The organism is Sphingobacterium siyangense (assembly GCF_023277505.1).
In the GTDB taxonomy this organism is placed as follows: domain Bacteria; phylum Bacteroidota; class Bacteroidia; order Sphingobacteriales; family Sphingobacteriaceae; genus Sphingobacterium; species Sphingobacterium siyangense.
Window position 1 is genome coordinate 6,313,343 of sequence record NZ_CP080574.1, and the last position, 26,391, is coordinate 6,339,733.

General features: G+C 40.7%; 20 protein-coding genes and 1 tRNA gene. 5 read left to right on the plus strand and 16 right to left on the minus strand.

The window, feature by feature from the left end; translation table 11 throughout:
• Positions 1 to 62: 62 nt before the first annotated feature.
• Both K2F45_RS26435 and K2F45_RS26440 read right to left on the minus strand, forming a co-directional pair.
• Positions 63 to 1,733 (minus strand): PspC domain-containing protein, encoded by a 1,671-nt coding sequence (locus tag K2F45_RS26435; RefSeq protein WP_248932714.1) that lies wholly within the window; start codon positions 1,731 to 1,733, stop codon positions 63 to 65.
• Entirely contained in the window at positions 1,726 to 2,097 is a 372-nt protein-coding gene (locus K2F45_RS26440) for a PadR family transcriptional regulator (RefSeq protein ID WP_046673104.1), read from the minus strand. Before K2F45_RS26440 ends, K2F45_RS26435 begins: the two co-directional genes overlap by 8 nt.
• A 154-nt stretch (positions 2,098 to 2,251) precedes the next feature.
• Here K2F45_RS26440 and K2F45_RS26445 point away from each other — a divergent pair, with 154 nt between their 5' ends.
• Complete coding sequence (locus K2F45_RS26445) at positions 2,252 to 2,635, plus strand: VanZ family protein (protein WP_083663417.1); 384 nt, start codon at positions 2,252 to 2,254, stop codon at positions 2,633 to 2,635.
• A gap of 164 nt (positions 2,636 to 2,799) precedes the next feature.
• On the opposite strand, the gene K2F45_RS26450 is transcribed toward K2F45_RS26445, so the two are convergent.
• The 6 genes from K2F45_RS26450 to K2F45_RS26475 all read right to left on the minus strand — a co-directional run bounded on the left by K2F45_RS26450 (position 2,800) and on the right by K2F45_RS26475 (position 9,867).
• The gene (locus K2F45_RS26450; protein ID WP_201669756.1) at positions 2,800 to 3,498 is read right to left on the minus strand and encodes a ComF family protein; all 699 of its coding nucleotides are present in this window, start codon (positions 3,496 to 3,498) and stop codon (positions 2,800 to 2,802) included.
• Between the two features lie 41 nt (positions 3,499 to 3,539).
• The gene (rlmN, locus tag K2F45_RS26455; protein ID WP_157625808.1) at positions 3,540 to 4,610 is read right to left on the minus strand and encodes a dual-specificity RNA methyltransferase RlmN; all 1,071 of its coding nucleotides are present in this window, start codon (positions 4,608 to 4,610) and stop codon (positions 3,540 to 3,542) included.
• Between the two features lie 104 nt (positions 4,611 to 4,714).
• Complete coding sequence (locus tag K2F45_RS26460; RefSeq protein ID WP_075990285.1) at positions 4,715 to 5,296, minus strand: MiaE family protein; 582 nt, start codon at positions 5,294 to 5,296, stop codon at positions 4,715 to 4,717.
• 71 nt (positions 5,297 to 5,367) lie between these two features.
• Positions 5,368 to 6,408, minus strand: coding sequence for an Atu2307/SP_0267 family LLM class monooxygenase (locus tag K2F45_RS26465; RefSeq protein ID WP_248932715.1), 1,041 nt, complete (start codon positions 6,406 to 6,408; stop codon positions 5,368 to 5,370).
• A gap of 174 nt (positions 6,409 to 6,582) precedes the next feature.
• On the minus strand, positions 6,583 to 7,251 hold the full coding sequence (locus K2F45_RS26470) for an AcvB/VirJ family lysyl-phosphatidylglycerol hydrolase (RefSeq protein WP_075990287.1): 669 nt from the start codon (positions 7,249 to 7,251) through the stop codon (positions 6,583 to 6,585).
• A 21-nt stretch (positions 7,252 to 7,272) separates the two neighbouring features.
• Positions 7,273 to 9,867 (minus strand): phosphatidylglycerol lysyltransferase domain-containing protein, encoded by a 2,595-nt coding sequence (locus K2F45_RS26475; RefSeq protein WP_075990288.1) that lies wholly within the window; start codon positions 9,865 to 9,867, stop codon positions 7,273 to 7,275.
• Between the two features lie 125 nt (positions 9,868 to 9,992).
• On the opposite strand from K2F45_RS26475, the gene K2F45_RS26480 reads away from it, so the two are divergent.
• Positions 9,993 to 11,228: a glycosyltransferase gene (locus K2F45_RS26480; RefSeq protein WP_075990289.1), complete on the plus strand. Its 1,236-nt coding sequence runs from the start codon at positions 9,993 to 9,995 to the stop codon at positions 11,226 to 11,228.
• A 4-nt stretch (positions 11,229 to 11,232) separates the two neighbouring features.
• Here K2F45_RS26480 and K2F45_RS26485 read toward each other — a convergent pair whose 3' ends face one another.
• Both K2F45_RS26485 and dcd read right to left on the minus strand, forming a co-directional pair.
• Positions 11,233 to 12,333 carry an MBL fold metallo-hydrolase gene (locus tag K2F45_RS26485; protein WP_172840622.1) on the minus strand — a complete coding sequence of 367 codons (1,101 nt, stop codon included), beginning with the start codon at positions 12,331 to 12,333 and terminating at the stop codon, positions 11,233 to 11,235.
• A gap of 8 nt (positions 12,334 to 12,341) precedes the next feature.
• A complete protein-coding gene (gene dcd, locus K2F45_RS26490; protein WP_046673098.1) occupies positions 12,342 to 12,878 on the minus strand; it encodes a dCTP deaminase in 537 nt (178 codons plus the stop codon).
• Positions 12,879 to 12,997: 119 nt separating this feature from the next.
• On the opposite strand from dcd, the gene K2F45_RS26495 reads away from it, so the two are divergent.
• Both K2F45_RS26495 and K2F45_RS26500 read left to right on the plus strand, forming a co-directional pair.
• Positions 12,998 to 13,639, plus strand: coding sequence for a 4'-phosphopantetheinyl transferase family protein (locus K2F45_RS26495; protein ID WP_070561499.1), 642 nt, complete (start codon positions 12,998 to 13,000; stop codon positions 13,637 to 13,639).
• Positions 13,640 to 13,749: 110 nt separating this feature from the next.
• A tRNA-Glu gene (locus tag K2F45_RS26500) sits at positions 13,750 to 13,821 on the plus strand.
• 105 nt (positions 13,822 to 13,926) lie between these two features.
• Here the strand turns inward: K2F45_RS26500 and K2F45_RS26505 are convergent.
• The 5 genes from K2F45_RS26505 to K2F45_RS26525 form a co-directional block, all read right to left on the minus strand.
• Positions 13,927 to 15,273 carry an ankyrin repeat domain-containing protein gene (locus K2F45_RS26505; RefSeq protein ID WP_075990291.1) on the minus strand — a complete coding sequence of 449 codons (1,347 nt, stop codon included), beginning with the start codon at positions 15,271 to 15,273 and terminating at the stop codon, positions 13,927 to 13,929.
• A gap of 19 nt (positions 15,274 to 15,292) precedes the next feature.
• Positions 15,293 to 16,489: an ankyrin repeat domain-containing protein gene (locus tag K2F45_RS26510; RefSeq protein WP_075990292.1), complete on the minus strand. Its 1,197-nt coding sequence runs from the start codon at positions 16,487 to 16,489 to the stop codon at positions 15,293 to 15,295.
• Positions 16,490 to 16,817: 328 nt separating this feature from the next.
• Positions 16,818 to 19,601, minus strand: coding sequence for a sugar-binding domain-containing protein (locus K2F45_RS26515; RefSeq protein ID WP_248932716.1), 2,784 nt, complete (start codon positions 19,599 to 19,601; stop codon positions 16,818 to 16,820).
• 6 nt (positions 19,602 to 19,607) lie between these two features.
• Positions 19,608 to 22,976, minus strand: coding sequence for a tetratricopeptide repeat protein (locus tag K2F45_RS26520; protein WP_248932717.1), 3,369 nt, complete (start codon positions 22,974 to 22,976; stop codon positions 19,608 to 19,610).
• Between the two features lie 54 nt (positions 22,977 to 23,030).
• Positions 23,031 to 24,407, minus strand: coding sequence for a sugar porter family MFS transporter (locus K2F45_RS26525; protein WP_248932718.1), 1,377 nt, complete (start codon positions 24,405 to 24,407; stop codon positions 23,031 to 23,033).
• Positions 24,408 to 24,536: 129 nt separating this feature from the next.
• Between K2F45_RS26525 and K2F45_RS26530 the strand changes: the two genes are divergently transcribed.
• Positions 24,537 to 25,430 carry an AraC family transcriptional regulator gene (locus K2F45_RS26530; protein WP_248932719.1) on the plus strand — a complete coding sequence of 298 codons (894 nt, stop codon included), beginning with the start codon at positions 24,537 to 24,539 and terminating at the stop codon, positions 25,428 to 25,430.
• A 179-nt stretch (positions 25,431 to 25,609) separates the two neighbouring features.
• On the opposite strand, the gene K2F45_RS26535 is transcribed toward K2F45_RS26530, so the two are convergent.
• Positions 25,610 to 26,389 carry an enoyl-CoA hydratase/isomerase family protein gene (locus K2F45_RS26535; RefSeq protein ID WP_248932720.1) on the minus strand — a complete coding sequence of 260 codons (780 nt, stop codon included), beginning with the start codon at positions 26,387 to 26,389 and terminating at the stop codon, positions 25,610 to 25,612.
• Positions 26,390 to 26,391 lie beyond the last annotated feature (2 nt).

Genomic DNA, 26,391 nt, shown 5'->3' on the forward strand with positions numbered 1-26,391 from the left:
TTTTCGATGGTTACAGCTTCAATAATTTGTCTTCCGCCTTCAGGCGGAAGACTTGGTTTATGTTATTTCTTTTTTGTCTCTATGGTAACACCATCTTTTTTGACATTAATAATGGTATCTCTGCGGATAACAACAGACGTATCATTTGCGATTACTTCATTGCCCTCAGCATCTGTTTCGTCACTTTCATCTGACTTCTTGGGTGGCAATGCACATTTCAACCCGAGTGACGTGACTACAAACTCGACGTCTTTTACATCCCTTAGGTCTTCTCTATAACGGTCACGACATTCGTAAAATGAAATATCCCTTAATTTATCTTCCAAATTATCATTAATGATCAACTTGGTGCCTACTGGGAGAAACAAGGTAATATTGACTTCTTGATCCCGATAGAGTTCACCTTCATTCAACTGGAACGCATTGTCAAATGTTAATGATGTACTATCTTGTCTCAATGCATAGTTAATTTTACCAGCTCTGTCTGTTGCGACTTTATAGGAATTTCCTTTAGCCGAATACTCATAGCGTACATAAGGTTCCTGTAGAGAATCGATACGTTCGACACGGATACGAATATTACGTCTCAGATAAGTAGAGAGGTTTTCGTTTTTTATACCCAAACCGCTTTTTACACCATTTTTTAAGCGGATTACCCGAATATCATTTTCATTTAAGTAATAAACAGCTTGTTTTTGCAGTGGCTTCTCTTCAACAATCGTACTGGACTCTTTGAATTCCTTTGCTACCGATGTAGCGTAGTAGATAATTGCGCCTATCGACGCCAACCAGACTAAAAATAAGGTGGTTGTCAAATAATTGTTCATTGGTTTTTTCTCGAAGAGAACGCGGAGAAGCAAATAGAACAATCCAGCAAAAGGGATAAAAATGGCCAAGAAACCCGCAATCAAAGCAAAAGGTACATCGCTCGGATTCATGAGATAAAAAGGTCCAGAATCGTCCATGACGTCAGGAATTACGTTCACAATAGCCAGTGCAAAGAAGATAAGTCCAATAATCAACCCGATGAGCGTCAAACCAACAATAATAACAAAGAATACGCCGATGACTTTCACAAAGACCTGCAATAATTTAGCAACACTATCGCCTGTACGGTCCATTCCCCTCGAAAACGAATCCCTTACCCCGCTCATTTCTTCATCGAAAGAACGTTTGAAGTTCTGAATATTCGGTGCCTCCCCACGCATTTCCATCTTATCTGCACGAGTTACAGCGAGCGGCATGACAATCCATAGGATGACATAGACCAATACGCCCGATCCACCGATCACAACAAATAAAGCAAAGAGTAAACGTACCCATTTTGCCTCAATGCCAAAAAAATGTCCAAGTCCACTACATACTCCACTGAAAACTTTGTCATCTGGGTCACGCATCAGCTTCTTCCCCACTTTAAAACCGTCTGCATTTGGCTGACCCTGAAAAGAAGCATAACCATCCTGATCCTCAGATTCAAAATCACTTACGCTTCCCATTTGCTCTATCACAGCATTAACATCGTCCATATTCAGAACTTCTTTGCTGCCCGCCTGAATCTTTTCAGTAAACATCTCAGAAATACGATTTTCGATGTCCTCTAAAATCTCCCGACTATCTTCCGATTGTCCAAAGTGCTTCTTTATATCAATCATGTAGGAGCGAAGCACCTCATAAGCATCCTCTTCAATATGGAAGACGATACTATTTATGTTGATAATTATTGTCTTATTCATCGTTATTGTCTTTAACTGGTTTAGTTGAATCATTGTTTCTACCCACCAATGACGTATTTACAGCAAACACGAGCTCATTCCAGGTAACATCTAGTCGCGAAAGGACTTCTAACCCTTCTTGGGTAATTTCATAATATTTTCTAGGCGGACCTGAAGTCGACTCCTTCCATATATAGCTTAACAGGCCATTGTTTTTTAGACGTGTTAAAAGCGGATATAAGGTTCCTTCCACAACCAATAATTGAGCTTTCTTCAGTTCGCTGATAATATCGGAGGCATAAATTTCTCCTCGAGAAATTATGGATAGGATACAATATTCAAGTATCCCCTTCCTCATTTGGATTTGTGTATTTTCAGCTATCATAACAATACAAAGATATATGTATTTTATGGTACCATGCAATACATAGTACCGTATAAAACAATAAAACTTTATTAAACAACTGATTTACAGGTGAATAATTTTTAAATTCATAATATTTTTATTTCTATCAGGAAATTTTTGGATATTTAACGCCATGATTAAAATCTTATTGGACTATAAGTGGTGTTTTATTTGGGCCATAATAGTTATTATTTTATGCACACTCCCGGGTAACAATTTTGACGCAGTTCCCGCCTATCCAGGTATGGACAAATTAGTCCATTGCGGTATGTTTTTTGTTTTCTGTACGTTGCTTTACAATGGTGTTATCCAGCAATTCAGCGGTAAACCAACCCGCTGGCTTCCGATTTTTATCGTATCTATCCTCGGATTTTTATTTGCTGGACTGACAGAATTACTTCAGCTTTATATTTTTACTTACCGGAGCGGTGATTGGTGGGATTTATTTGCCGACAGCATCGGAATAGGGATGGCCGGGTTTGCCTATCTACTAAACTATGTCAACCGAAGGTCGTAAATACCAGGTTGAGTTCGTCTTGATGATTTCGTTATCATTGAGTGCTTTACCAGATCTATATATTGGGGCTATATATTAGCTACTTCAATTATAGGAATTCGCTCTTATGGTTTGTGAATTTTATTATTTTTAAATGAGCCCATACGCTATGGGTCAGATTGGGCCTAGGCCCTTGCTAAAGTAGCAATAGATACCCGACAGTCAACAGCATCTAAGAGTGTTAATGCCGCGGAAACAATCGTAGCGCCTGTTGTTAACACATCGTCCACCAATAAAATGTGTACATGGGCCGGCAACCCAGTGGCCTGACAATCGAAAATATCACTTACATTTTCGTAACGGTCGAGTCGCCCCTTACCTGTTTGGCTAATTGTCGCTTTCTTTCTTACCAAAATATCTTCACGCAATGGGATTTCCATCGCTCTGGACAAACCTCTTCCAAAGTAAGTGGATTGATTATAGCCTCTTTTTCGGAGTTTGCTCTTGTGTAATGGCACAGGAACAATACAATCGATATTCTGATAGGCCTTTGCTTCTATTAATTTTAAGCCGTATAGATAACCAAAATATTCCGCAAGAAAAGGTTGATTATTGTATTTAATCTGATAAATGAGGTGCTCTACACGGCTATCCTTTTGCATTAACAAAAAAGAACAGGCCTCTTCCACTGGAGCTTTCCCCCAAAGCTGTCTTGCGGTATCATTATCTGAATATTCGTGAAAATTAGTATAAGGCAAATGGAAATCGCATGCTACACAAATAAACTTTTCCTGATATTTTAGCACACAACCGCAACATCCACATTCTCTTGGAAAAAAGATGGATACAAAATCGCTAAAAAGCTTATTTAATTCGGATTTCATCTGGTAAATTCCCCTATTAAAGATAGGAACTATCCTTCAGATTATACCTCGGATTCCTCCTTTTTCTCGTCCTTGATTGCTAATTGTCCACAGGCGGCATCGATATCTTTACCACGGCTACGTCTCACATTCGTGATTATACCTTGACTTTTTAGATAATTTGCAAATACCTCGATTTTATCTGCTTCAGCATTTAAGAAATCGGCCAGTGCGATAGGATTATACTCAATCAGGTTGACCTTACAAGGAACGTGTTTACAGAACTTAGCAAGTTCTTTTGCATCCTCCAATTCGTCATTGAAATTGTTAAAGACAATATATTCAAATGTAATTGGACTTTTTGTCTTCGCATAAAAATATTTGAGGGCTTCTGCCAGAGCTTTTAGTGAGTTCTGCTCATTGATCGGCATAATTTCATTTCGCTTTTTATCATTTGCGGCGTGCAAAGAAAGTGCTAGATTAAAACGTACCTGGTCATCACCCAATTTTTTAATCATTTTTGCGATACCTGCAGTGGAAACAGTGATCCGCTTAGCAGCCATATTTAATCCGTCGGGGGCCGTAATGCGTTCAACCGACTTCATCATATTGGCATAGTTCAACAAAGGCTCACCCATCCCCATATAAACGATATTTGTCAGTGGCTGCCCGTAGTTCTCTTCGGCTTGCTTGCTGATCAGAACGACTTGATCATAGATCTCATCGGCATTGAGGTTCCTCTTACGGTCCATATAGCCTGTTGCACAGAACTTACAGGTCAAGCTACAGCCCACCTGTGAGCTGACACAAGCTGTCATTCGTTCCGGAGCCGGTATCAACACCCCTTCAATGATATTGTTATCATACAGCCAAAAACTACTTTTAATTGTTTTATCTGAGCTGATCTGAGATTCTTTAACTGTAACTGCATTGATCGTAAAATTCGCTTTTAGCTTCTCACGAAGGGACTTACTCAAATTACTCATCTGATCAAAATCTACACAAGATTTTACCCAGAGCCATTCATAAATCTGCTTCGCACGAAAGCCCTGCTCCCCCAACGCTGTAAGTTGATCTTTGATCTGATCCAAAGACAAACTCCTGATATCTATTATTTTACTTTTTTCAATCACGGTACAAAGATAAGAATAAATAAGTGACAAAAAATCCCGTTCTAAGAAATAGAACGGGACAACTGTTATGTATGTGTTTTAAAATAGGTAGGAGCGCGGTCCGATTAGCCATGAATGGCTTCTTTATTTCCGTACGACTGGATTAGCCTCCCTTCAAATTCCAACCACTCCTTCCAACGCTTTTCTACATCGACGTCTACAGTATATTTGCGTGCAAAATTTAAAAATGTTGTATAATGATTTGCTTCAGACACCATTAAATCATGGTAAAACTTTGCAAGATCTTTATCTTGAATATTTTGCGACAGCACTCTAAAACGTTCGCAGCTTCGGGCTTCAATCATTGCCGCGAATAATAAACGGTCAATAAAAGCCATATTTCTACTGCCATCTTTTTTAGAGAATTTCATCAATTGGCCAACATAATCATCTTTTCTTTCACGGCCCAAGGTATAGCCACGTTCTTTGATGATATCAATAACCATCTTAAAATGTTCCATTTCTTCGATAGCAATTGCTGTCAGTTCATGCACTAAATCTTCGTATTCTGAGTTGTTTGTGATTAATGATATTGCATTTGAAGCAGCCTTTTGCTCACACCAGGCATGATCAGTCAAAATTTCTTCTAAATTTCCTTCTGCGATGTTTGCCCATCGCGGATCTGTCAACAACTTTAATCCAAGCATCTTACTCTCTAAAATGATTTACGCCACAAAGGTAGCGAATATCTCAGCGTTAAAAAAATGATAATCGCTCTTTAGGCATCTTTATGAAGAGCCTTTCGAATTTCAGGCGCTATTTTTTCGCCAAAAATCTCAATAGAACGGAGCATCTCTTTATGTCCAGGGGCGCCCACATCCATGTGTGCAGAGAAACGTGTCAATCCGAATTTCTCTTGTATTTGCAAAATTTTATCTACTGCATAGGCAGCATCCCCAACAATTAGATGCCCCCTTGAAGTTCTTCCAAAGTCATATTGTGTACGTTGATATGGAGGCCAACCTCTACTTGCTCCGATACGGTCCATCTGTACCGAATAAATCGGATAGTAATAATCTGCTACCTGAGCGTTGTTGTCGCCAAAGAACGCATGCATGTGCACTCCTACTTGAAAATTAGCCATATCATGTCCATTATCCTCATAAGCTTGACGATACATTTCAAATAAATGATCGAAGCTTTCGTACATGCCGCCGATGATAGCAAACATAACCGGTAAACCCAGTTTTCCTGCACGGATAACAGAAGATGTTGTACCACCTACAGCAACCCAGATCGGCAGTGATCCATTTTTAGGCCGAGGGAAGACTTCTTGATTGATTAAGGGTGCTCTAAAATTTCCTCGCCAAGTAATTGGATTTTGCTTGTTCAATCGTAACAAAAGCTCAAGTTTCTCCTCAAACAATTCGGAATAATCTTTCAGATCATAACCAAATAAAGGGAAGGATTCAATGAAGGATCCTCTTCCAGCCATCAGCTCAGCACGTCCATCAGATAAAAGATCAACTGCTGCGAAATCCTGAAATAATTTAACAGGATCCGCAGAACTCAATACCGAAACTGCACTGCCCAATTTAATATTTTTGGTAACTGTAGAAGCCGCAGCCAAGACAATTTCGGGTGCTGCAACCGCATAATCTGCCCGGTGATGTTCCCCGATTCCAAAGAAATCCAATCCTACTTGATCCATAAGCTTGATCTCCTCAATAATTTCTTTCATTCTATCTTGTGCTGCCTGGATCTGACCTGTAACAGGATCTATCCTCGAGTCACCAAACATTCCAATTCCTAATTCCATAATTGTCTATTTAAATTCTAAATCAAAATTAAGACCTTCTTCATTTAATTAAATTGATGTAGGACAAGAAATCCGATTAGCTTCAGCGCTTTCACCGATTTTGACAAGGTAAAAGGCCTATCGCTACTGTATAACCACCATAAAGGAAAGCTAGCAGACAATAACCCCGCCCAATTAGAAGAGAGCGACCGTATTCTTCGCTACCTGGTCTGCATTCCCACTAAAATGATGGCCCCCGGAGAGGTATTTTTTTGTAAAATTCTTAAGTGTTATTTTTTGTACAGGAAAATCGGCTTCGTCGTCACCGAGAATGACGCCCGTTTTGACTCCATCCATGCGATTGATTTCAGAGATGACATCAAGACTTCGCTTTGTATTACTACGGCCTAAAATATCAGCTATATGGATCTCCAGATCTGTAGACACGGATGGTTCCAAAAGCACAACGCTCTTTACATTTTTTTTAACAACTGGATCCAAGCGGTTAATAATAAAAGGGACCGCATCTGCTCCAAATGAATACCCAACGACGAAAAGACGCATATTCTGCCGTGAGGATAACAAAGTCTTCAAGGTATTAGAAATATCTCCTGCTATCTCATTTGGGCTTTTCTTCTTCCAGAAATAATTTTTTGAATCAAGAGCTGCGACAGTATATCCTGCTCCAGCAATCAGCTCACAAAGCTTGTTAGAGAATGAATTAAATCCACCATCTCCACTCAGATAGAGAACCAGGGGTAGTACAGCTTTATTATTCCAATATTTCATGTCAATCAAACGTTGTTGAGCAAAAGCATGAAATGCTATGCTACCAATTATAAATAAAGTGGCTAATTTTTTCATCTGTATGAGATTTACATGAAGCTATTCATTCGGTTTCATCACTTTGACCAGTGCTATAGGAAGTTGTAAGAGATCAAAATCGTTATCAAATATAAGGTATTTATTTTCCCAAAATGTCGCATACTTCTCTTTAAAATCACGCAGACTATGGTAATGTTTAAAGTTTCCCAATCGTGTTGAGGCAAACTTCATAATCTTTTCAGCGGGACTATCTGTCGCTCCCAAGCCCGTCATTGGCACCATGCCCAAATTTAGATAGACATACTTTTTGGCTTTAGCATATGCAATAAGCTCAACAATCAATGCATCCATACTCCCACCTGGTGCGTCAAGCGATTTTCGGATCATATCATAAGTGCACTCATCTTTAGCATAATCGGGAATAATATTCAGAAAGGCGACAATATTATTTTGCTCATTTTTCAATACAATAATATCTTGCATAATAAGCTCATTTTCATCAAACATTCCTTGCGAAAAAACCATTTCCTTTTTATCAAATTCTTTCAACCATTCATTGGAAATCAATCTTAGCTCGTCTATAATTGCTTTTTCCTGCGGAGCTTTCAACACCTCCGTTGTAAAACCCTTTTTTTGAATTGCATTAAGTCCATTACGTAATGACTTACGGTCTTTTCCTTCTAGCTTGAATGTTTCCAATTCTAATACAGCCTCCTGTCCAATGGTGATTTTTTGCTTACGAAGAGATGAAAAATGAACCAAGCTATTTTCATCAACACGGTAATAAATGGCCTTTAAACCATTCGCATAACAATATTGATCAAATTCCTGAACCAGCTCTTCCTTATCCCCCTGCTCACAGACAGGTTCATCCAATACGATAGCAAATTCATTCGCCAAGCGATAAGCGGTAAATCCCTCCGAGACTTCTGAGAAGAACAGACTCTTATCTTTTCCCAATTTAAAGAAGTCCATCGGAGACTGTCCAAACTCAATTAGTAATTGTTCTGCATGCTCCATTTTGGAGCTACTCGAATCTTCGTCATCAATCAGCCGAGGGCGTGCAAGTGCGTAGATCAATAAGAACCAACAAAATAGTCCCAAAACTTGAGTGATGCGCAAAAATTCTTGACCAAAAACTGTTTGTGGCATCAATTCATCATCTGCAAACAACAGAAAACTCCGTGCCGTATGATATATTGATTGTCCCCATGTAAAGTCTAGCCCGAAATGTTGCTTATCAATGAAGTAAAAACTCAACACATCAAACAGGCATATCGCTATCAGAGCGACAAAAAATGTGATAAACCCAATTCTTACCCAACTAATATTACTCTTGATGCGATATTGTTTATAGCTCATTGCCAATAAAATCAAGGTCAATAAAGCAACCGATGCCTCTTCATAGTCCAATGCCTTAAACACATGTCCAAACAGCGACAAAGCACTAAACACCACGGCGATCCAGAACGCAATACGGAAACCTTTAATCAGGTATGCCGAAGTTACCAATAGTCCTAAGCCCAAAACCAGTACCATAAATTTAGAAGCATGAATTGCTTCTAGCGGCAAATAAAAACGATCTAGTTTCATACGATCAGCCAAAGGTGGTGTCAATACGGAAACAAGATTTACCACGCCTAAGAAAAATATAAGCAACGCCGGTCCAATACGTGCCAGCAATTGCTTACCACGCCATGCAAAGGCAAGGATTCCCAAGAGTAATGGAAGCCAAAATTCGAATGCCCGATAGAGAATTGTAATGCCCAATCCTTCTGCCTGCGAGTAGCCGTACGCTTTAAAAATATACAGCATGGTAAGCTCTACAGCCCCAAGGCCCCGTAGAAAAGGAGAAACAATCATCAATACGACCGAAACAGTATAGGCAATAGCCGCAGCCTCGAAGGAGTGGTCCAAACCAAGAGCATACATACTTACAAAAGCATGGGCAATACCGCAACATTCGACGACCATGGACGCCAACATAGTACCCAACAAATATTTTAGCTTGACTTCCCCTGAAAATATTTCATCGATGTTAGAGGCTACAGCAGGAAACTTTAATTCGACCCAGCGATAAATGCCTTTGTGTGTTCGAAAAGACCAGACCAGCCAAAATACGACAGCCAGGAGCAGTCCCAAAACGACCAATGAGATCCAGGCATCACCAAAATTTTTATTATGCCAGATCGTATACAATATAACAGGTACACCAATCATAAACACCGTCAGTAGTCCGACATAGCCATAAAGCGCCCCTGCTTGGTGAATTTGCGTCGTATTCAAATTTCTTTTCCGCAACTCCGTTGTTGTATATGCCAAAGAACTAATCCCACCCGCAGGAAGAAACACACTGAGTAAATTTCTCTTCAGGAAAAGATCAATGGCGATTCTCAGATTAATAGAAAGGCCGATCGCTTTAAAACTCTGCACATACATCAACCCCTGAAGCACAATATAGACGATGGTAATTCCAACTCCAACTGAAACCCAGGTTAGGTTGGCTGCGCGCAACTGCGGAATAATTGCGGCAAGCTCTTTCCGCTCATTTCTAAAAAATACAAAGGCCAATAAGATAACCAAAACAGCTATTAATTCCTTCCAATAGGTCTTTGGCGAAAAATGTCGAATCCGTTGAGCAATAGTTTTGGTCATATGATCGTTTAATGATGAATAACCTTTAAATATATTATAAACACTAAAATAAAGCTAATCGTTTGAAAATGACTAATTGTTAATTTTTCGTCAATTCTTTTCACATTAATCAGTAATTTTCCTGCATGAAAGAGAAAAAGGTTTTGTTCATCGGACTTGTGTGGCCAGAGCCAACATCTTCAGCGGCGGGTTTTCGCATGATGCAATTAATTGAAACGTTCACTACCCGCTCTTATCACATTACATTTGCTTCGGCTGCTGCGAAGTCACCTTATAGTGCCCCTTTGCAGTCTCTCGGGATACATGAACAAGCAATCGTGCTCAATAGCAATAGCTTTGACGATTTTATTACTCAACTACAGCCCGATATTGTTGTTTTTGATCGTTTTATGGTAGAAGAACAATATGGTTGGCGTGTCGCACAGCATTGTCCCGATGCACTCCGCATACTCGATACGGAAGACTTGCATTTTTTACGCCAGGCGAGACAGGCATCCGTCAAAAATAAAGGTGATTTCTCCTTTCAAGAGTTATTTACGGACACCGCTAAACGTGAAATTGCCTCTATTCTGCGAAGTGATCTCTCCTTGATTATCTCCGAATCCGAAATGAAGATTCTTATCGAAGAATTTCGAATTTCACCCGACATCCTCTATTACCTCCCTTTCCTTGAACACGAGATCAGTTCTACTGAAATTAATCAATGGAAGCCCTTTGAAGAGCGTAAGAACTTACTATTCATCGGAAATTTTATCCATGAGCCGAACTGGCATACGGTTCAATATCTAAAAACACAAATCTGGCCCCAATTACGGAAGATGCTTCCCAAAGTAGAATTGCACATTTATGGTGCCTACGCAACCCAAAAAGTACTCCAGTTAAACAACTCTAAAGAGAATTTCCTGATCAAGGGACGGGCGGAATCTGCTCGCCTTACCATGGAAAACTACCGTGTACTGGTCGCTCCAATTCAATTTGGTGCCGGCGTAAAAGGAAAGTTTATCGACGCCATGCAAACCGGCACACCATCTGTCACCACGACAGTTGGAGCAGAAGCCATGAAGGGTAATTTGGACTGGAATGGTTTTATCGAAGACGATCCCGAAACTTTCTGCCGAAAGACAGTTGAGCTCTACGAAAACGAAGATCTTTGGAAAACGGCCCAAGAACATGGCATCCGTATTATCAACGAACGTTATGAGAAACGAAAGTATCAGGCCGACTTTATGACGAATCTATCTTTGCTAAAAGTGCAGATTGACAGGCACCGCCAACAAAACTTTATTAGTCAGATATTGTTGCACCACACGATGCAGAGCACAAAATATATGTCTTTATGGATTGAGGAAAAAAATAAATAGATCTTTAGTTGACTTCACGCCACCAGGGCGCGTATACTGTATCTAATCTATTAAAATGGATCATTTCCCCTATTTTTGGTGTAAGGAGAGTGATCTGTTCTTTGTTCGCTGTCTCGTAAAATTTCTCCATTGGCTCTTTCCAGTCGTGCATAGCTAACGCGAACTTAGAAGAATGAACGGGCAAAATAACTTGAGCTTTCAGATCCTTCGTTTCAGCAGCCCATTCGTCAGGTAAGGAATGGATATAATGCCAGGCATCGTTATACTGGCCATTTTCCAAGATTGCTAAATCAAATGGACCGAACTGGTCACCTATCTTTTTGAAGTGCTTACCATATCCGCTGTCTCCACCCAAGAAAATAGTGTACTGGGAAGTCTTTAACACAAAGGATGTCCACAAGGTATTATTCCGTGTAAATCTTCGTCCCGAAAAGTGCCTTGCGGGTGTGAAGGTTACCTGAAAATCGGGCGCCAGTTTTATCTGGTCGTACCAATCACCCTCGATGATCTGATCGGCCTTATATCCCCAAGACTCAAAATGCGCCCCCACGCCAAGACCACAAATCACCTGACCGACTTTATCCCTCAATTTCACAACAGTATCATAGTCCAGATGATCGTAATGATCATGAGAGATAAACAAATAGTCAATTTTCGGAAAAACCATCGTCGCATAGTCGACAGACATCTTAAATGCTTTATTACTACCTGGGATAGGAGAAGCATTTTGGCTGAACACCGGATCAACCAATATTAATTTCCCATCTAACTTCATCAGGTAGGAGGAGTGACCAAACCAAATCAGAACGTCATCTGCGGGAAGATGCGCTAAATCGCATTCCATAGCAGGCAATACATTGATCGGTTTCAAGTGGGGATTTTTGTTGAAAAGGAAATCCCACAGCAAAGAGGCCATATTGACATCGCCTTTCAACGACGGCGTTACCTCGAGATTATGAAAAATACCATTTTTAAAATTTGGTGACTGTTTCATCCGCTCCAGTCGAGCTCCTTTGAAACTTCCTCCAAACATTGGATGAACAAAATAATAGAGTACTCCACTGATGAGAACAATCAATAGAGCCCCTAAAATAATCCATCCCATATTCCGCATCAGAAATTATTCTTCCACATCATGGATTCCACCGGACGGATGGTTTTGCCATTGTATTTTGCGTTACCTTTGGTATTATAAAATGTCTCGATATCGCCTTCTACAGCAAAATAGATCAATTGTCCAATAGGCATTCCCGCGTAAACCCGAACAGGTTGGGCAACCGAAATTTCCAAGGTCCAGGTATTACAGAAACCGACGTCACCCTTCCCTGCAGTTGCATGGATATCTATCCCTAAGCGACCAGTGCTCGATTTGCCCTCTAAAAAAGGAACATGCTTATGCGTTTCGGTGTACTCTTGCGTAACGCCTAAATAAAGGGTATTGGGTTCTAATACAAAACCTTCTTCCGGGATTTCAAAATGCTGAATTTCATTGTGTTTCTTGGCATCAAGTACACGGTCTGCATACGTTGCCAAATATTTCCCCAAATGCACATCGTAGGAATTTGTTCCCAAACATTTACGATCAAATGGTTGAATGACAATACTGCCATTTTCAATCTCTTCGAGAATTCTTTTATCAGATAAAATCATGTGTATCAAAATAGCAAAAGCGTCAGGCAATGCTATACAAATTCAAAAATACAGTTCTCCCACTAATTTTACTTCATTTTTCAAAACAAAAATCTGCGATTTGTTTTTTAAATTTGGGTATGAGTCTAGTGTATCTACGTGAAATTGATAATCAAACCAAATTTGCAATTTGGCGAATTGAGGAATCGGACGACGATTTGCTGTCGAAACTTCAATTGGATGAACGTGAAAAAGCAAAATTAGGGTCCTTCAATAAAGGGAAAAGACGGTTACATTGGCTTGCCACCCGTGTGCTATTGCGAACCTTATTAAACACATCCCGCTACATCGAATGTCCTTCGGATGCAAATGGCAAGCCTTATCTCGCTAATTTTCCCCAAAAAATATCACTTTCACACTCATTTGATTACGCTGCAGCAATGATCAGTACAAAAGGTGAAGTTGGTATCGACATGGAAATCATCAAAACAAAAGTAGAGCGCATCCAACATAAGTTTCTAAAACCTGCGGAGCTTGCATTCATCGCCCAGGATGATAGCCGATATGAGCAGCTTTATGCTTGCTGGTGCGCCAAAGAAGCGATTTATAAACTTCAAGGCAATGCAGGGGTCTCCTTCTTGAACAACATGACCATACAACCATTCGAATACCAAACGCAAGGTATATTAAAACTTGAACTCGACAGCGATCAAAACAAGCATATTTATGATGTACATTATGAGAAGTTCAATGAATATATGCTCGCTTACGCTGTAGAATAAGTCCTTTAAAAAAATAATTTTTCTCAATTTCAATGAATTAGCACACAGACAGCACTTTTTTTTTGTGCTTTTTGAAAAAGCTTCTATATTTGCATCATCGAAAACGATATGGCCCGTTCGTCTAGGGGTTAGGACGCAAGATTTTCATTCTTGAAACAGGGGTTCGATTCCCCTACGGGCTACAAAAAGCGACTTCAAAAGAGTCGCTTTTTTAGTTTTTATCTAAGTGCTCAATACCAAATTCAGGAAACAGGCAAACAGATTTTTAAAGGGGCTTTCAATAAAATTTAATTCTTTAAAATTTTCGCTTTTTCCGCGTCAAATTCCTCCTGGCTTATAATTCCCGCGTCCAACAGATCTTTTAAATCAAATAGAGCCTTTTTCTTCATTCCCATATCCACGTTTGATAAGGGTTCAGTGAATACTTTTTTCTCTGGAAGGCCGGGCTCACCTTTTAGGGGATCGGTCTGTGCGCCGGCATCAATCAATAATGCCGTTATTTCATTAAATCCTTGCATATTGGAATAATCTATTGCTTTCTGTTCCAATACATTCGTTATATCTGTAACGGAGCCATTAGATAAGAGATACCGCAACACATCTTTTTTACCATAGGCAGCAGCATAATGAAGCGCAGTATTGCCGGTAGCATCCTGTTTATCAATTGTTGCACCACTGTCTAAAAGTTGTTTGACCAAAGACAGATAACCCATTTTTGTAGCTGTATGCAGTAATGTTTCTCCTGCATAATGAGGTTCAAAACCAAGAATAAAGATACGCCCCCCTGTCCGTTCGATCAACCTTTCCAAATATTTACCGTCCTTTCCATCAAATGAGTCTACAGGACGCGCATAATCTGCAGAGAGGCCTCTTTCTAAAAATAAAGCGAGAAGCTCTTTTTGATTGCTATTACAAACATACCACACAGGAGAAATTCCCTCGGCAGATTCAGCAAAAATATCGCTCCCCTGCTCCAGTAACTTCTGAGCAAGAATACGGTTTCCATTTTTTACTGCGAGCAGCAAGGGACCTTCACTTAAGTCATTCAGAATATTGACAGATGCACCGTTATCCAACAACATATTGACAATAGGAACGGAGCCCAGAACCACCGCCAAATTTAGGGCCGTATTACCCTCCTTGTCAGAGATATCTACACGAGCACCATTTTCAATAAGCCGCTGTACCACTGGCGGATATTTTGCCTGCACAGCCAATAGTAGTGGTGATTCAGCACTATTGTTCAACGCGTTTACGTCTAATCCCTGTGCAATCAGTTTTTCAGCCATTTCCTGTTGCCCTGTTCGAGCTGTAATATGGAGCAAGCTATTTCCCAAAAAGTCGTTGATCAGAATATTAGCATTATTTTCCAATAAATAGACTGCTGTTTGTTTTTGCTTTTGTAACAGGGCAAAATATAAGGGGGTTTCCCCCCGATGATCCTCGTAGTCCACTGTGGCTCCAGCCTCAACCAGCTTTCTCACCAAATCCAAATAACCTCGATGCGCCGCATAATGCAATGCTGTCCGTCCCATTTCATCAGTGTAAGATACATCAACTTGATTTTTCTCCAATAATATTTCCGCTATTTTACGTTTTCCGCTTTCACACGCTATTATAAATGACTGAGACATAACAATTTTTTCTGTTTTTTTATTGTTTTAATAACCATTCGACTGTCTTTACCTTTATATTATCCTCCATAGCATAATCGACAGCTTTTTTATCCATTATATTTTCCAATTGAGGATCGATTCCTTCACCGACAAGATATTTTACTTTTTTATAAAGGTCTCGGGCTCTATTTTCATCGTAATTGAGGTTTACTTGACAAATTTTATGCAATAGTGTATTACCCTCGTTATCCGCATAACTGAGGTCTAGATATCCTCTGTCCATAATTTCCTGTACAACTAGGACTGATTTTTCTGCTAGCCAATCTACGCCTGTTTTTTCTTTCTGATACCAAAGTGATGCAGCTGTCAAATCTGCCCCATGTTCCAAAAGTAAGATCAGCACACTCAGATTAGTCTCGCTATCAGTATGCATCATGCGAAGGAATGCATTGAGTAGGTTTTCTCCTTGTTTATTGACGCTATGAAAATCTGGACTTCCATAATTGAGAAGGGGAACGAGCAGATCTGGATTAAAATGCCTTACTGCTGCATAATAAAATGAACTTTCGCCATGCCAATCCTTTAGCCCTGGATCTGCTCCCGCATTGAGTAATTTAATCACAACATCAGTTTTCAATGTATCAACAGCCATGTGCAGGGCTGTTTTTTGTTCAACATTGCCGATATTCGGGTCTAAACCTTCAACTAACAGCCAGTCTACGAGCTCGCTAATACGTTCATTGGACTGCATACGTAGGCTACAAACTTTAAAAAGCAACGTTTGTCCATACTGATCCATCCGCTGCAGGTCGGCACCTGCCTCAAAAATAAGCTTTAAGAAAGGAATAACCACATTTTCCTGTAATGCATATTCCAATAAAGTAATGCCACCTACTTCTTCGTTGATATCATCTATCTGTGCTAAATAGCCTTTCATCCAAATTAAATGGGCTTCAAGCTGCACTTCGGATGCAATCTGAGGTTTGAATAGCGTATTAATCACGGATGTGCTAAAACGATCATAATCGTATAGATCAGTTGAGATTAGTCCTTTTTTTACAAAATGATCCAAGACTCCATAATGCTGGGCTCTAATCAATTGGCTCACTAAACTATTCAATTCGTAATCGTGAAAGTCAACTCTATTATTTGCTTCTGCAACAATCCGTTCCATCTCCGCGATTTCACCTTTACGTGAAAATTCAGCAAGCGTCCTTAATTCATTATTTGTCATTTTTCACTTCTGTTAGTCTAAAGAAAAGAAATCCGCATGATTAAATTGAAAACGATTTAACTAGAAAAATAGTATAACAGGCACTTGATAGTAACAACAGAATCACCATAAGCCTTTAAACTGCAGGAATATAAAAAAGTTACTCCGGAAAATGGAGTGGCCTTCAACTATATCAGATCGAAAGTTAGTCTATAATTGATTTATGCCAAAGGTCTGTAACAGGATGTATCCTGTCACAGACCTTTGGCATATAATTCTGCAATAGCGGATGAAGTTGAACGATTAGCCTTAGGCTGATGCGTTAAATTTTTCCAAAGCGATCTTCTAACTAATAGATCTCTTTGGGTTCGGATTTTTCTTGCGCTTCTTTGTAGCGCAACACCTGCGATAGAATCGCTGGATTTTCGATCACTTTAGGCCTAAACTTTGTACTGTTCATATACGTTAAGATGGAGCTCAACAGCTGTCTTGCAACGGGCCTGTTGGCTAGATCCGCCTCTAGATCAAACGAAGCGATCATCAGCTTGCCTGATCCTACCGTCCCTTCAAAAAGAGATGCTAATCTTCTATTATTGGCAAAGTTATCAATGAGCTCTACAACTGCATGTCCACCTTTGACCTGATCCGTAATCATCGTAGTTGATTTAATTTGGAGATCCCACCATTGCCAATCTGTATGATTATCTGTTGGGAAATCGGCAAATACAGGATGTTTAGGGTCACAAAGCAAGCCCATTGTACCGGCCTGTTTTGGAAAATGTACCGGACTCCAAAAAACAGGAACGAACTTCCCTTCAATACCGTTTATTTTCTTCCAATCGGGATTTAAAAGTACTTTTTTCCCTTCTTTCAGCAAGTGCATTGCTTCCTCCAATTCGCGCGTATAGCTAACTTCCCCAAAATCAACGGCCACCTTTTGAGGATACACCCAAATATTCCAATGATTTTCGTATGAAGTACCCTCAAGTTTAAGTTGAATCGTCAATTTCTTCGCCTGTCCAATTGTTTGTAATGGTACTTCTAAATGCCCCACATTGCCTTGATGTCCCTTTCCAATGGTTGACTGAAAATGTCCCTGTGCGACTATTTGTCCCGCATCTTTCAGGAACCAACTAATCCCCTGATTCTTCAAAATCTCCTGTCCATAATTACTCACATCTATAGAAGCTTTGAACGTTTCATCGTTGGTATATACAGCTTTCGCAAACTGGAGCAAAGGCACTACTGGAGCGCTAAATTGTCGAAATTCTGCCGCTGAGAGAATATGTTTGCTGTCCCAAAAAGCATCTAATAAGCCCACCAATGCCGTTCCCTGACCAGGGAAATCGTGAAGATCAAGGAGCTGATAACCACTGATACCCGGTGTCTTCAACGCTCTTTCCATCTCCTCTTTGTACAGCATAGCTGCCAATTTTCCTGAGGACATCGTATATGCGCTGGCCTTATGTAATAATCCTTTTTGTTTTAGATCTTCTGCTACAGAAATGAAGTTTAACGGTTTTAAAACACCTTTATATTTTTTGATTTCGGCGAGATTGGGATAGACAGCATATTGTCCAATTTCGTGCGTTACGACCGGAATCGAAATTCCTTCCAAAGAATTGCTGTAGTTTTTATTGAATGTAGGTGCTTCGCTATTAAATACACCTTGTCCCCGCACCCAGCCCCTGGCTGTCCACTGGGTAATCAGATAATCATCATAGGGTTCTTCCTTCACACCATGCCCTTGCTGGAATGTAAAAGAAGTTGCCGTATAAAGATGCCGTTTGTCTTTTTCCTTTACGTATTTTACCAGCGCATTCAGCGCATTGAAATCACCACTCAACTCATTACCCATACTCCAAAAACAAAAGGACGGATGATTTCCATAAGTCTGCATTATTCGATCGGCCTCTTCATAGAGAAAATTCATCACTCCCTCATCTTTACCAAGATTATTCTCCCAGATTGGCAACTCAATTTGAAGATAGAATCCCAATTCGTCAGCAACAGCAAAGGCCGCCTCAGGAGGACACCATGAATGAAACCTCAGATGATTTAACCCCCATTCGCGCGCTGTCACAAAGACTTTTCTCCAACCGGCCTTATCCATCGGCGGATGTCCCGTTAACGGAAAGATACTGCATTCCAATGTTCCCCTCAAAAATAAAGGCTCACCATTGACTTTTAGCATGGTCCCATCTGTAGAAAGCTCACGCATACCTATTGAGGTACTCAATGTTGATACGGCATCTATGGTTTTCAATTCCAGACTGATGTCGTACAAATGCGGTGAAAATTCGCTCCAAAGTTTCAGTTTGTCACCAAGAAGGTAGTTTAGATTGATCGCTGAATCCCCTGGCGACAGCTGAATGGTTCTTTCAACTGGTGTTAGGGACCCCATTTTGTCTTTTACCTTTATTTTCAGTTTACCGACAACGGCCTTTGCAAGTCTATTACGGAGATTGATCTGCAGATTGATTTCCTTTTTCGCTAGATTAGGGCTCGCATACACAGACTTCAGACGCACCGCATCGTAGGCCTGAATAGCAATCTTTCCAAGAATACCATTCCAAATAATTTGGGTGTGATCGGTATAAGCATGCGCCATATCATCAACGCTAATTGGGAGCTTCTTCCTGTTATCTATGCGGATTGTCAACCGATGCTTCTTTCCTGCTTTCAGTAGGGAACTTAAGTCAAACTCATGCGGACTGACAAGGCTACGTTGCTTTTGTACTACTGCTATCCCATCGATCCAAACCATAGACTCCCAAAGAACACGCTCGAGGGTTAAGATCATCTCTTTACCTGCCCAACCTGCCGGGATTGAAAGTTCCCGTGTATACCATGCTGCCCCCACATAACGATGTGTTCGCGTTAGATGCGAAAGCTGAGGTTTGGCAAGAGCAGGTGTCAATGTATTTACGACTCCTAAACCCGCATCATCTGTTGTTCCTGGTAATTTAATCGATGTTTCGAACGATTTACCAGCCCAGCCACGCTCGATACCGACATCTTCGGGATCAAGCCGAACTTTCCACTCTCCTGCAAGATCAAGACGATTTAGTCCATCTGCCCAGACCGTATAACTTTGAAATAGAACGACGAATACAATGATATAGCGATACATACTGAATTAATTCTTTAAAGAAGTTTCACCTAAGAAAGAATACATAATAGCCTGGCTCCCTTGGTGATTGGGTTCCAACTGCTGGACTTGTGCTAAATAATCCATTGCCAAAGCACGATCTCCATTCCCCAAATACCCCAATCCCATGACATACAAACAATGTATTTTATTCTTATGATCCAGATCTTCCTCCCAAATATCCATATCAGGCAAGGAAACTGCAAAATAATCTATTTTGAAGGGCTTGTCAATAAATAACTTTCCATGATCAATTAAACATTGAAAACGTTGTTCAGCTCGCACTGGATCACCAAGCTCATGCCAGGCTAAACCTTGATAAAATATCTTATCTGGTTGTGGATCATTATAGAAAAGGGCCTGCTGGGGTTCATCAGCACCTTCTGTTGCTTTATAGAAATAAACTTTAGCTTCTTCGTCCATCCCCAATAAACGATAGACGAGTCCCTTATAATAGTGAACATCGTTTTCTTCCATTGTAATCAGCTTACCTTCACCAAGGTTATGTGGATAATAATCAAGCGCCTTTAGCAAGGAAAGCGCCTGTTGCGGCTCGTTTTGCAGTATCGATTTTTTGGCCAATTCCAGCTGACATATGGTGTATTGACGAGAGACCTTACCTTCCCCTCCTTCCCAGGGCTTAAACTGCCGGGAAGCAAGCAACGTTTTCGCGCTCTCATATTCACCCAAGAGATTAAACAGGGTGATCCGCTCCAAGAATAGATCATCTCTAAGCATCACCAAATCCGGATATCGATCGAGCAGGGCCAACCTTTCTTTGTAAGAGCGTCCCTCCTTCTTGTAGAGCTGATGAAGCTCCATGAGTAAACGTGCATCAGTTTCATCCAATGAAAATGCGCTCTCCAATAGGGGCAAGGCTTCTTTCTTCTTGTTTATCCGATTATAATAAGCTAAGGCCAAATTACGATAAACGGTAGGAAACTGTCCATCCAATTGGATAGCATGCTCCCAACAGTCAACAGCATCCTGATGCTGTCTTTTACCATACCAAAGATTGCCCAAATAATACGAGGCCTTTGCGTCAGCACTATTTAAAACTAGGGCATGTCGGAGAATTGCAATCTCTTCAAAACGATTTGGAAAACAATAAGTCGGATCCATAACGGCGGCTTGATCACAATACGTTTTTGCCTTGTCATGCAAGCCCAGATGAGTCGCAAAATACCCTAGTGTATAATATACCATAGGGTAAACTAAGGTTACGTCTTCAATAGTTTTTTCAAGGAGTAAAGATGCTTCTTCATACAGACCGGCATGAGCAAAATCCAATGCATATTCTATCGCACTATGAATATTAACGCGCGCTAAATCGAGAATAGGAGAAAATATCGATTCTTCTTGTGTTAACAGGTACCATTCGAATCGACAGCCCATATTAAACGGATCCAATTCCATTGATTCTTGAATCCATGCTAAAGCAGCATCTTTTGCCCCGATTTTTCTTAAAATAGAGGCCTTCAGCTGTCTTCCTTTATGGTGATACCAGTTTCTGCTCAATGACTGATCTATTTTTCCCAAAGCAGCTTTCCAATCACCTCTCTTGGCATCTATTTGTGCCAAGCCAAAATAGCCAGAATCCTTCCACGCGGCATTCCATGTTGCTTTGTAGAAAGCTGCATATGCCCCATTCAGATCCCCAGATAGTTGCAGAGCTACACCAAGGTTGTAGTAAGGTTCTCCATCATAAGGATTGGGATTACGTTCCGTAGCGCGAGCGATCGCGGTCTCAAAATAAGTAATGGACTCCTCTATCTTACCGTTCCGCAACAAGAAAGCGCCCATTGCATTATTACATCTGATGTCGTTCGGTTCACGTCGCAGAGCCTCCTTATAATAATCCAATGGATTATAAGTTGCATGTCGGTACTGCTCCAGATGCTGTCCTGTCAAAAACAATTCTTCGATAGAACAAATGTCTTCGGGCAGCAATGCTGCCTGTGCTGGTTTGGGTATATCTTCAGCATCCTTCGGCTGTTCTTGCTGGTAGACCAATATTTCATGGTTATTTTTATCATACACAGTCAATATGAGTTCGGTTGGTACACTGTCCAATCCAGCAACACTTTGGGTATAAATATTCCGAGGAGAACAAGTCACTTGTTCGTCCAAATAGATTTTACCGGCCGTATTACGTAACAAAACACGTATACTTTCATACCTCCCTGTTGTATACAAGACAATGTGAGCAGTCTGCTCCCTAACCTCCATATTGAGCACCGCATCTTTTGTTGCATTTTTCACCTGTCCGACTTCTGCGTATGGCATAAAATACTGAGACCAGGATTTCACTTCGTAAGGTTGTAACCAAGCAAAATCAGGCTGATTATCTGTATATACACCAGCCATCAATTCAATGTATGGTCCATTTTCATCTGTCAGGTTTCTATCCCAAGCGACACCAAAGTCACCATTTCCCCAGGTCCACTGTTTTTTCCCAGGTGAAATGTGATGGTCAGCCACATGTAACATCCCCGCATTGGTAGCACCAGCCTCATAGCCGCCAACGAAGTTGTATTTCGATTGAATGGCCATATAGGATGTCGGAACAGGAATATTTTTGTATTGTGCAATATCAACACCTCCCGAGTAATCGTACTTGTAATAGGTTCCCGTAGCAATCGGGAAAGAAGAGACCTCTCGCTTTCCATGATCAAAAACGGCATTGACATCGGGAGGGAACACGGAATAATAGTCGTCATTCACAACAACAGCCGGATTGGCCCACCACAGAAAAGTTTGTGGCAATGCTGTCCGGTTATACACCTGAACCTTGATTTCCAGATACGCTTTGTCGGGATGCAAAGTAAATCCCTGCATGGCCTTCATCCGAAACATACGCTCGATTTCGTTGCACCAAACCGTAATACTTCCATCGCTGTTGTGTTCGATTAAATGCTCTGTGGGCATAAATGTAGTCGGTCTATGATGCTGGGGCCAATTAAATTCAATCCCTCCGGAAATCCAAGGACCAGTGAGCCCAACCAAAGCGGGCTTGATAACTTCATTATAGTAAACGAAATGTCGTTCTCGAACTTTATCATAAGCCATATGAACCCGTCCACCTAAAGCTGGAAGAATCATCACCTTGATATATTCATTTTCAAGAAATAGCGCTTGATAGATCTTGTTTCGCTTCTGATCGCTAATTTTCTCTATGATCGGATAGGGATATACTACCCCCGAGCTACCTTGGTATACGCGCTTTTCGGCAAATATGGGATTCTTCTCCATCGTCCCAATCTCGTATGTTGGAATCGCAACCTGCTCCTCCCATGCTTTTACGATCCCTTTCTGGTCAACTGTTGATTTTATGAGGTAACGCGTCAATTCTGTCATTTTCTTAATACGCTAATAGGTTTATATAGGTCGAGTTGATTATCCTAGTGCCAATTATCTTTCAAGTTCTTGTTCAATTTCTTCTAAGCTTTTTCCTTTGGTCTCTTTCAGTCGGCTCCATAGAAACAGATAACCGATAAAACAGACTCCACCATACAGCCAGAATGTACCAGCTGCGCCCAGATTTTGATTCAGTAAAGGAAAAGTATAAGTGAGCACAAAACATGCAATCCATAGTAATGATGTCGCGATCGCCATCGCCTGCGCCCTTACAGCGGTAGGGAATATTTCGGCGATGATTACCCAAGTAACAGGTGCCAAAGTCATCGCATACACCGCAATTCCGGCTAACACAAGAAGAAGCACGAAAATGCCACTGCAATTGAAATAATAACAAGCCCCTAGGGCAATATAAATCACAAAAAGCCCTGCTGATCCGAAGAGCATCAATGCACGGCGACCAATTCGATCGACCAGATACATGCCGATGAATGTAAAAATTACATTGATCACTCCAGTGATAATAATATTGAAAAGCATCCCCGAAACGGTATATCCAGCAGCCGTAAAAATTTCTTGGGCATAATTAAAAATAACATTAATCCCACACCATTGCTGAAAGACCGCAATAAAACTCCCGAGCAACAACAACCGCAGCAACTTGCCCTGGAATAAATTTCTTTTTCGGGCTTTACCCTGATTTAGTTCAGCCGCCTCGGCAATAGATCGTATATTTTCTGCTGCATATTCATCTCCACCCATGCGTAAAAACACACGCTTTGCCTGTTCATGCCTCCCTTTCGTATACAACCAACGGGGGCTTTCGGGAATCAGGAAAAGCAGCACTAAAAAAACGACCGCTGGGATCGCTCCTGCCCAAAACATCCATCTCCACCCCTCATGCCCATTCCAGGTTTCTAGAATAGATTCTCCAGCTAAAATGGGCTTTGCAATGAGCCAATTGACCACTTGCGCTGCAAGTATGCCCAGTACAATGGTTAATTGATTGACCGATACAAATTTTCCCCGACTTTCCGCAGGGGCGATTTCCGCGATATACATCGGAGCCAAATTGGAGGCTACACCAATACCTATCCCGCCCAAAATCCGATAAATAATAAAGGTATCAAGTTCGGACGCCATGCCGGTTCCCAATGCAGAAATTATAAATAAAATTGCGGCTGTATAAATCAGTGGTTTTCGACCATAGCGATCTGCCAGTCCCCCCGAGAGCAATACACCAACAAAGCTTCCCACAATCGCCGAAGACATGGCCCATCCCTGCAATGCAGGATCGGATTCCAAATGAAAATAAGCTTCGTAAAATGGTTTCGCACCTCCAATAACTACCCAATCATATCCAAATAGAAATCCACCAATAGCAGCCACAAAAGTGATCAATAGCAGATAGGTTGTTGCAGTCTTTTGCATAAGAGTTTACATATTTAGATTTACTTAGGTAAAAGTAATGGATTACTTGGGGAGAATCATGTAAGTGAACACGATAAACATGTAAAATATTACTATTTTTATAAGGATAACCAAAAACAAGCTCGATTTATGAAACAAAACCAAGATGTCATCGCTGAAGGATTCAAAGGAGAAAAGGCAATTGTCCTTCCCTATGCCGTATGCAACTACCAGACAGACAATAACATCACAACAAAATTACACATCACACATATCGGCTATTATCCCAATGCAAAAAAACATTATCGCGATCGTCAGGAAGGATGCAAGGAATATATTCTGATTTATTGCGAAAAAGGAAGTGGTTGGATAAAACAGGATGATACAACGCACAACCTCAATAGAAATGATATATATATCATACCGAGAGATAGTGCACATTGCTATGGCGCAAAATCAAATGATCCCTGGAGTATCTATTGGATTCATTTCGCCGGGACAGATGCGGCACTTTTTAAACATATCATGGGTCAAGTCATCCACATAACTGATTCCGACCCAAACAAACATGCCAACCGTATTCAGCTTTTTGAGAGCATCTACAAGAATCTCGAAATGGGATACAGCCCAGAAAATTTGGAGTATACAAGTTTTTGCTTTCAATATTTTTTAGCCTCTATTCAATATCAGGCGCAGTTTAGAGAAAGCAACCGAATTCAAGTAGATAATATCATACAGGACATCATTATATTTATGAAAGACAATCTGGAGAACAATATCAATTTGGAAGAGATTGCCGCACATTTCAACTATTCTAAATCACATCTTATTAACTTGTTCAAGCAGAAAACGTCTTACCCCCCCATGGTGTATTACAATCAACTACGGATGCAAAGAGCTTGCTCTTACTTGCAATTTACGCTACTCAAGATTAAAGAAATCGCATTTAAACTCCACTTTTATGATCCCTTTCATTTTTCAAAAGCGTTTACACGAGAAATGAAAATGTCGCCACAAGAATACCGAAAAAAATATCAAAAATAATGGCAGTTAAACCTTTCAGATCCAGATTCATAAGCCATCCTGACCAATTACCTCTAAACGATTGGTTATAAACGATTGGCTCTCCATCCGAACATCTTTTCTTGGCGCTATCTCATCTCTTCATCGACATTCCAACCTGCCAATGCACAACGTATAGCATTTAACGAAGTATTGCGGCATTATTCAAAATTGGGTGTCCTTTTCGCTAAAAATGCTGAAACACCTTCTTTGAAATCGTCTGTTCCGAACAGATGTCCAAAGGCATCCATTTCCACCTTATTCCCATTCTGTTGTTTATCTTCAGCGGCGTTAATGGCTGCAATAGCATTTGCCACCGCAACACGCGAGCGGGTAAATATCTTTTGGAGTATTTCCTCCGCTCGAGCAATTAGTTTATCCTGTGCGATCACCTCATTGACCAGTCCTAGTTCATAAGCTCGCTGCGCATCAATCATATCGCCCGTTAAAATCATTTGCATAGCCTGTCCTTTTCCGATCAATTTGGGCAAGCGCTGCGTACCTCCGTAACCGGGAATCAGCCCCAAAGAAACCTCCGGAAGTCCCATTTTGGCATTTTCAGAAGCGATACGGATATGGCAAGCTAAAGCCATCTCGAGTCCTCCGCCCAAAGCATATCCATTTATAGCAGCAATAACTGGCTTCGGAGAAGCTTCGATAAGATCCGTAAAAATAATATGTCCTCTTTCACTAAGCCATCGCGCCTGAATTACAGACAGATCCACAAATTCCTTGATATCCGCGCCCGCGGCAAATGCTTTATGTCCAGCGCCGGTCAGGATAATACCCCTTACATGATCATCGGAATTGAAATGTTTGAAGATATCTTGCAATTCATCAAGTGTTTCCTGATTTAGGGCATTCAGTTGCGGTTCGCGATTAATGATAACATAGCCAATACTATCTTTAATGGCATACTTTAAATTTGAATATTGAACCATAA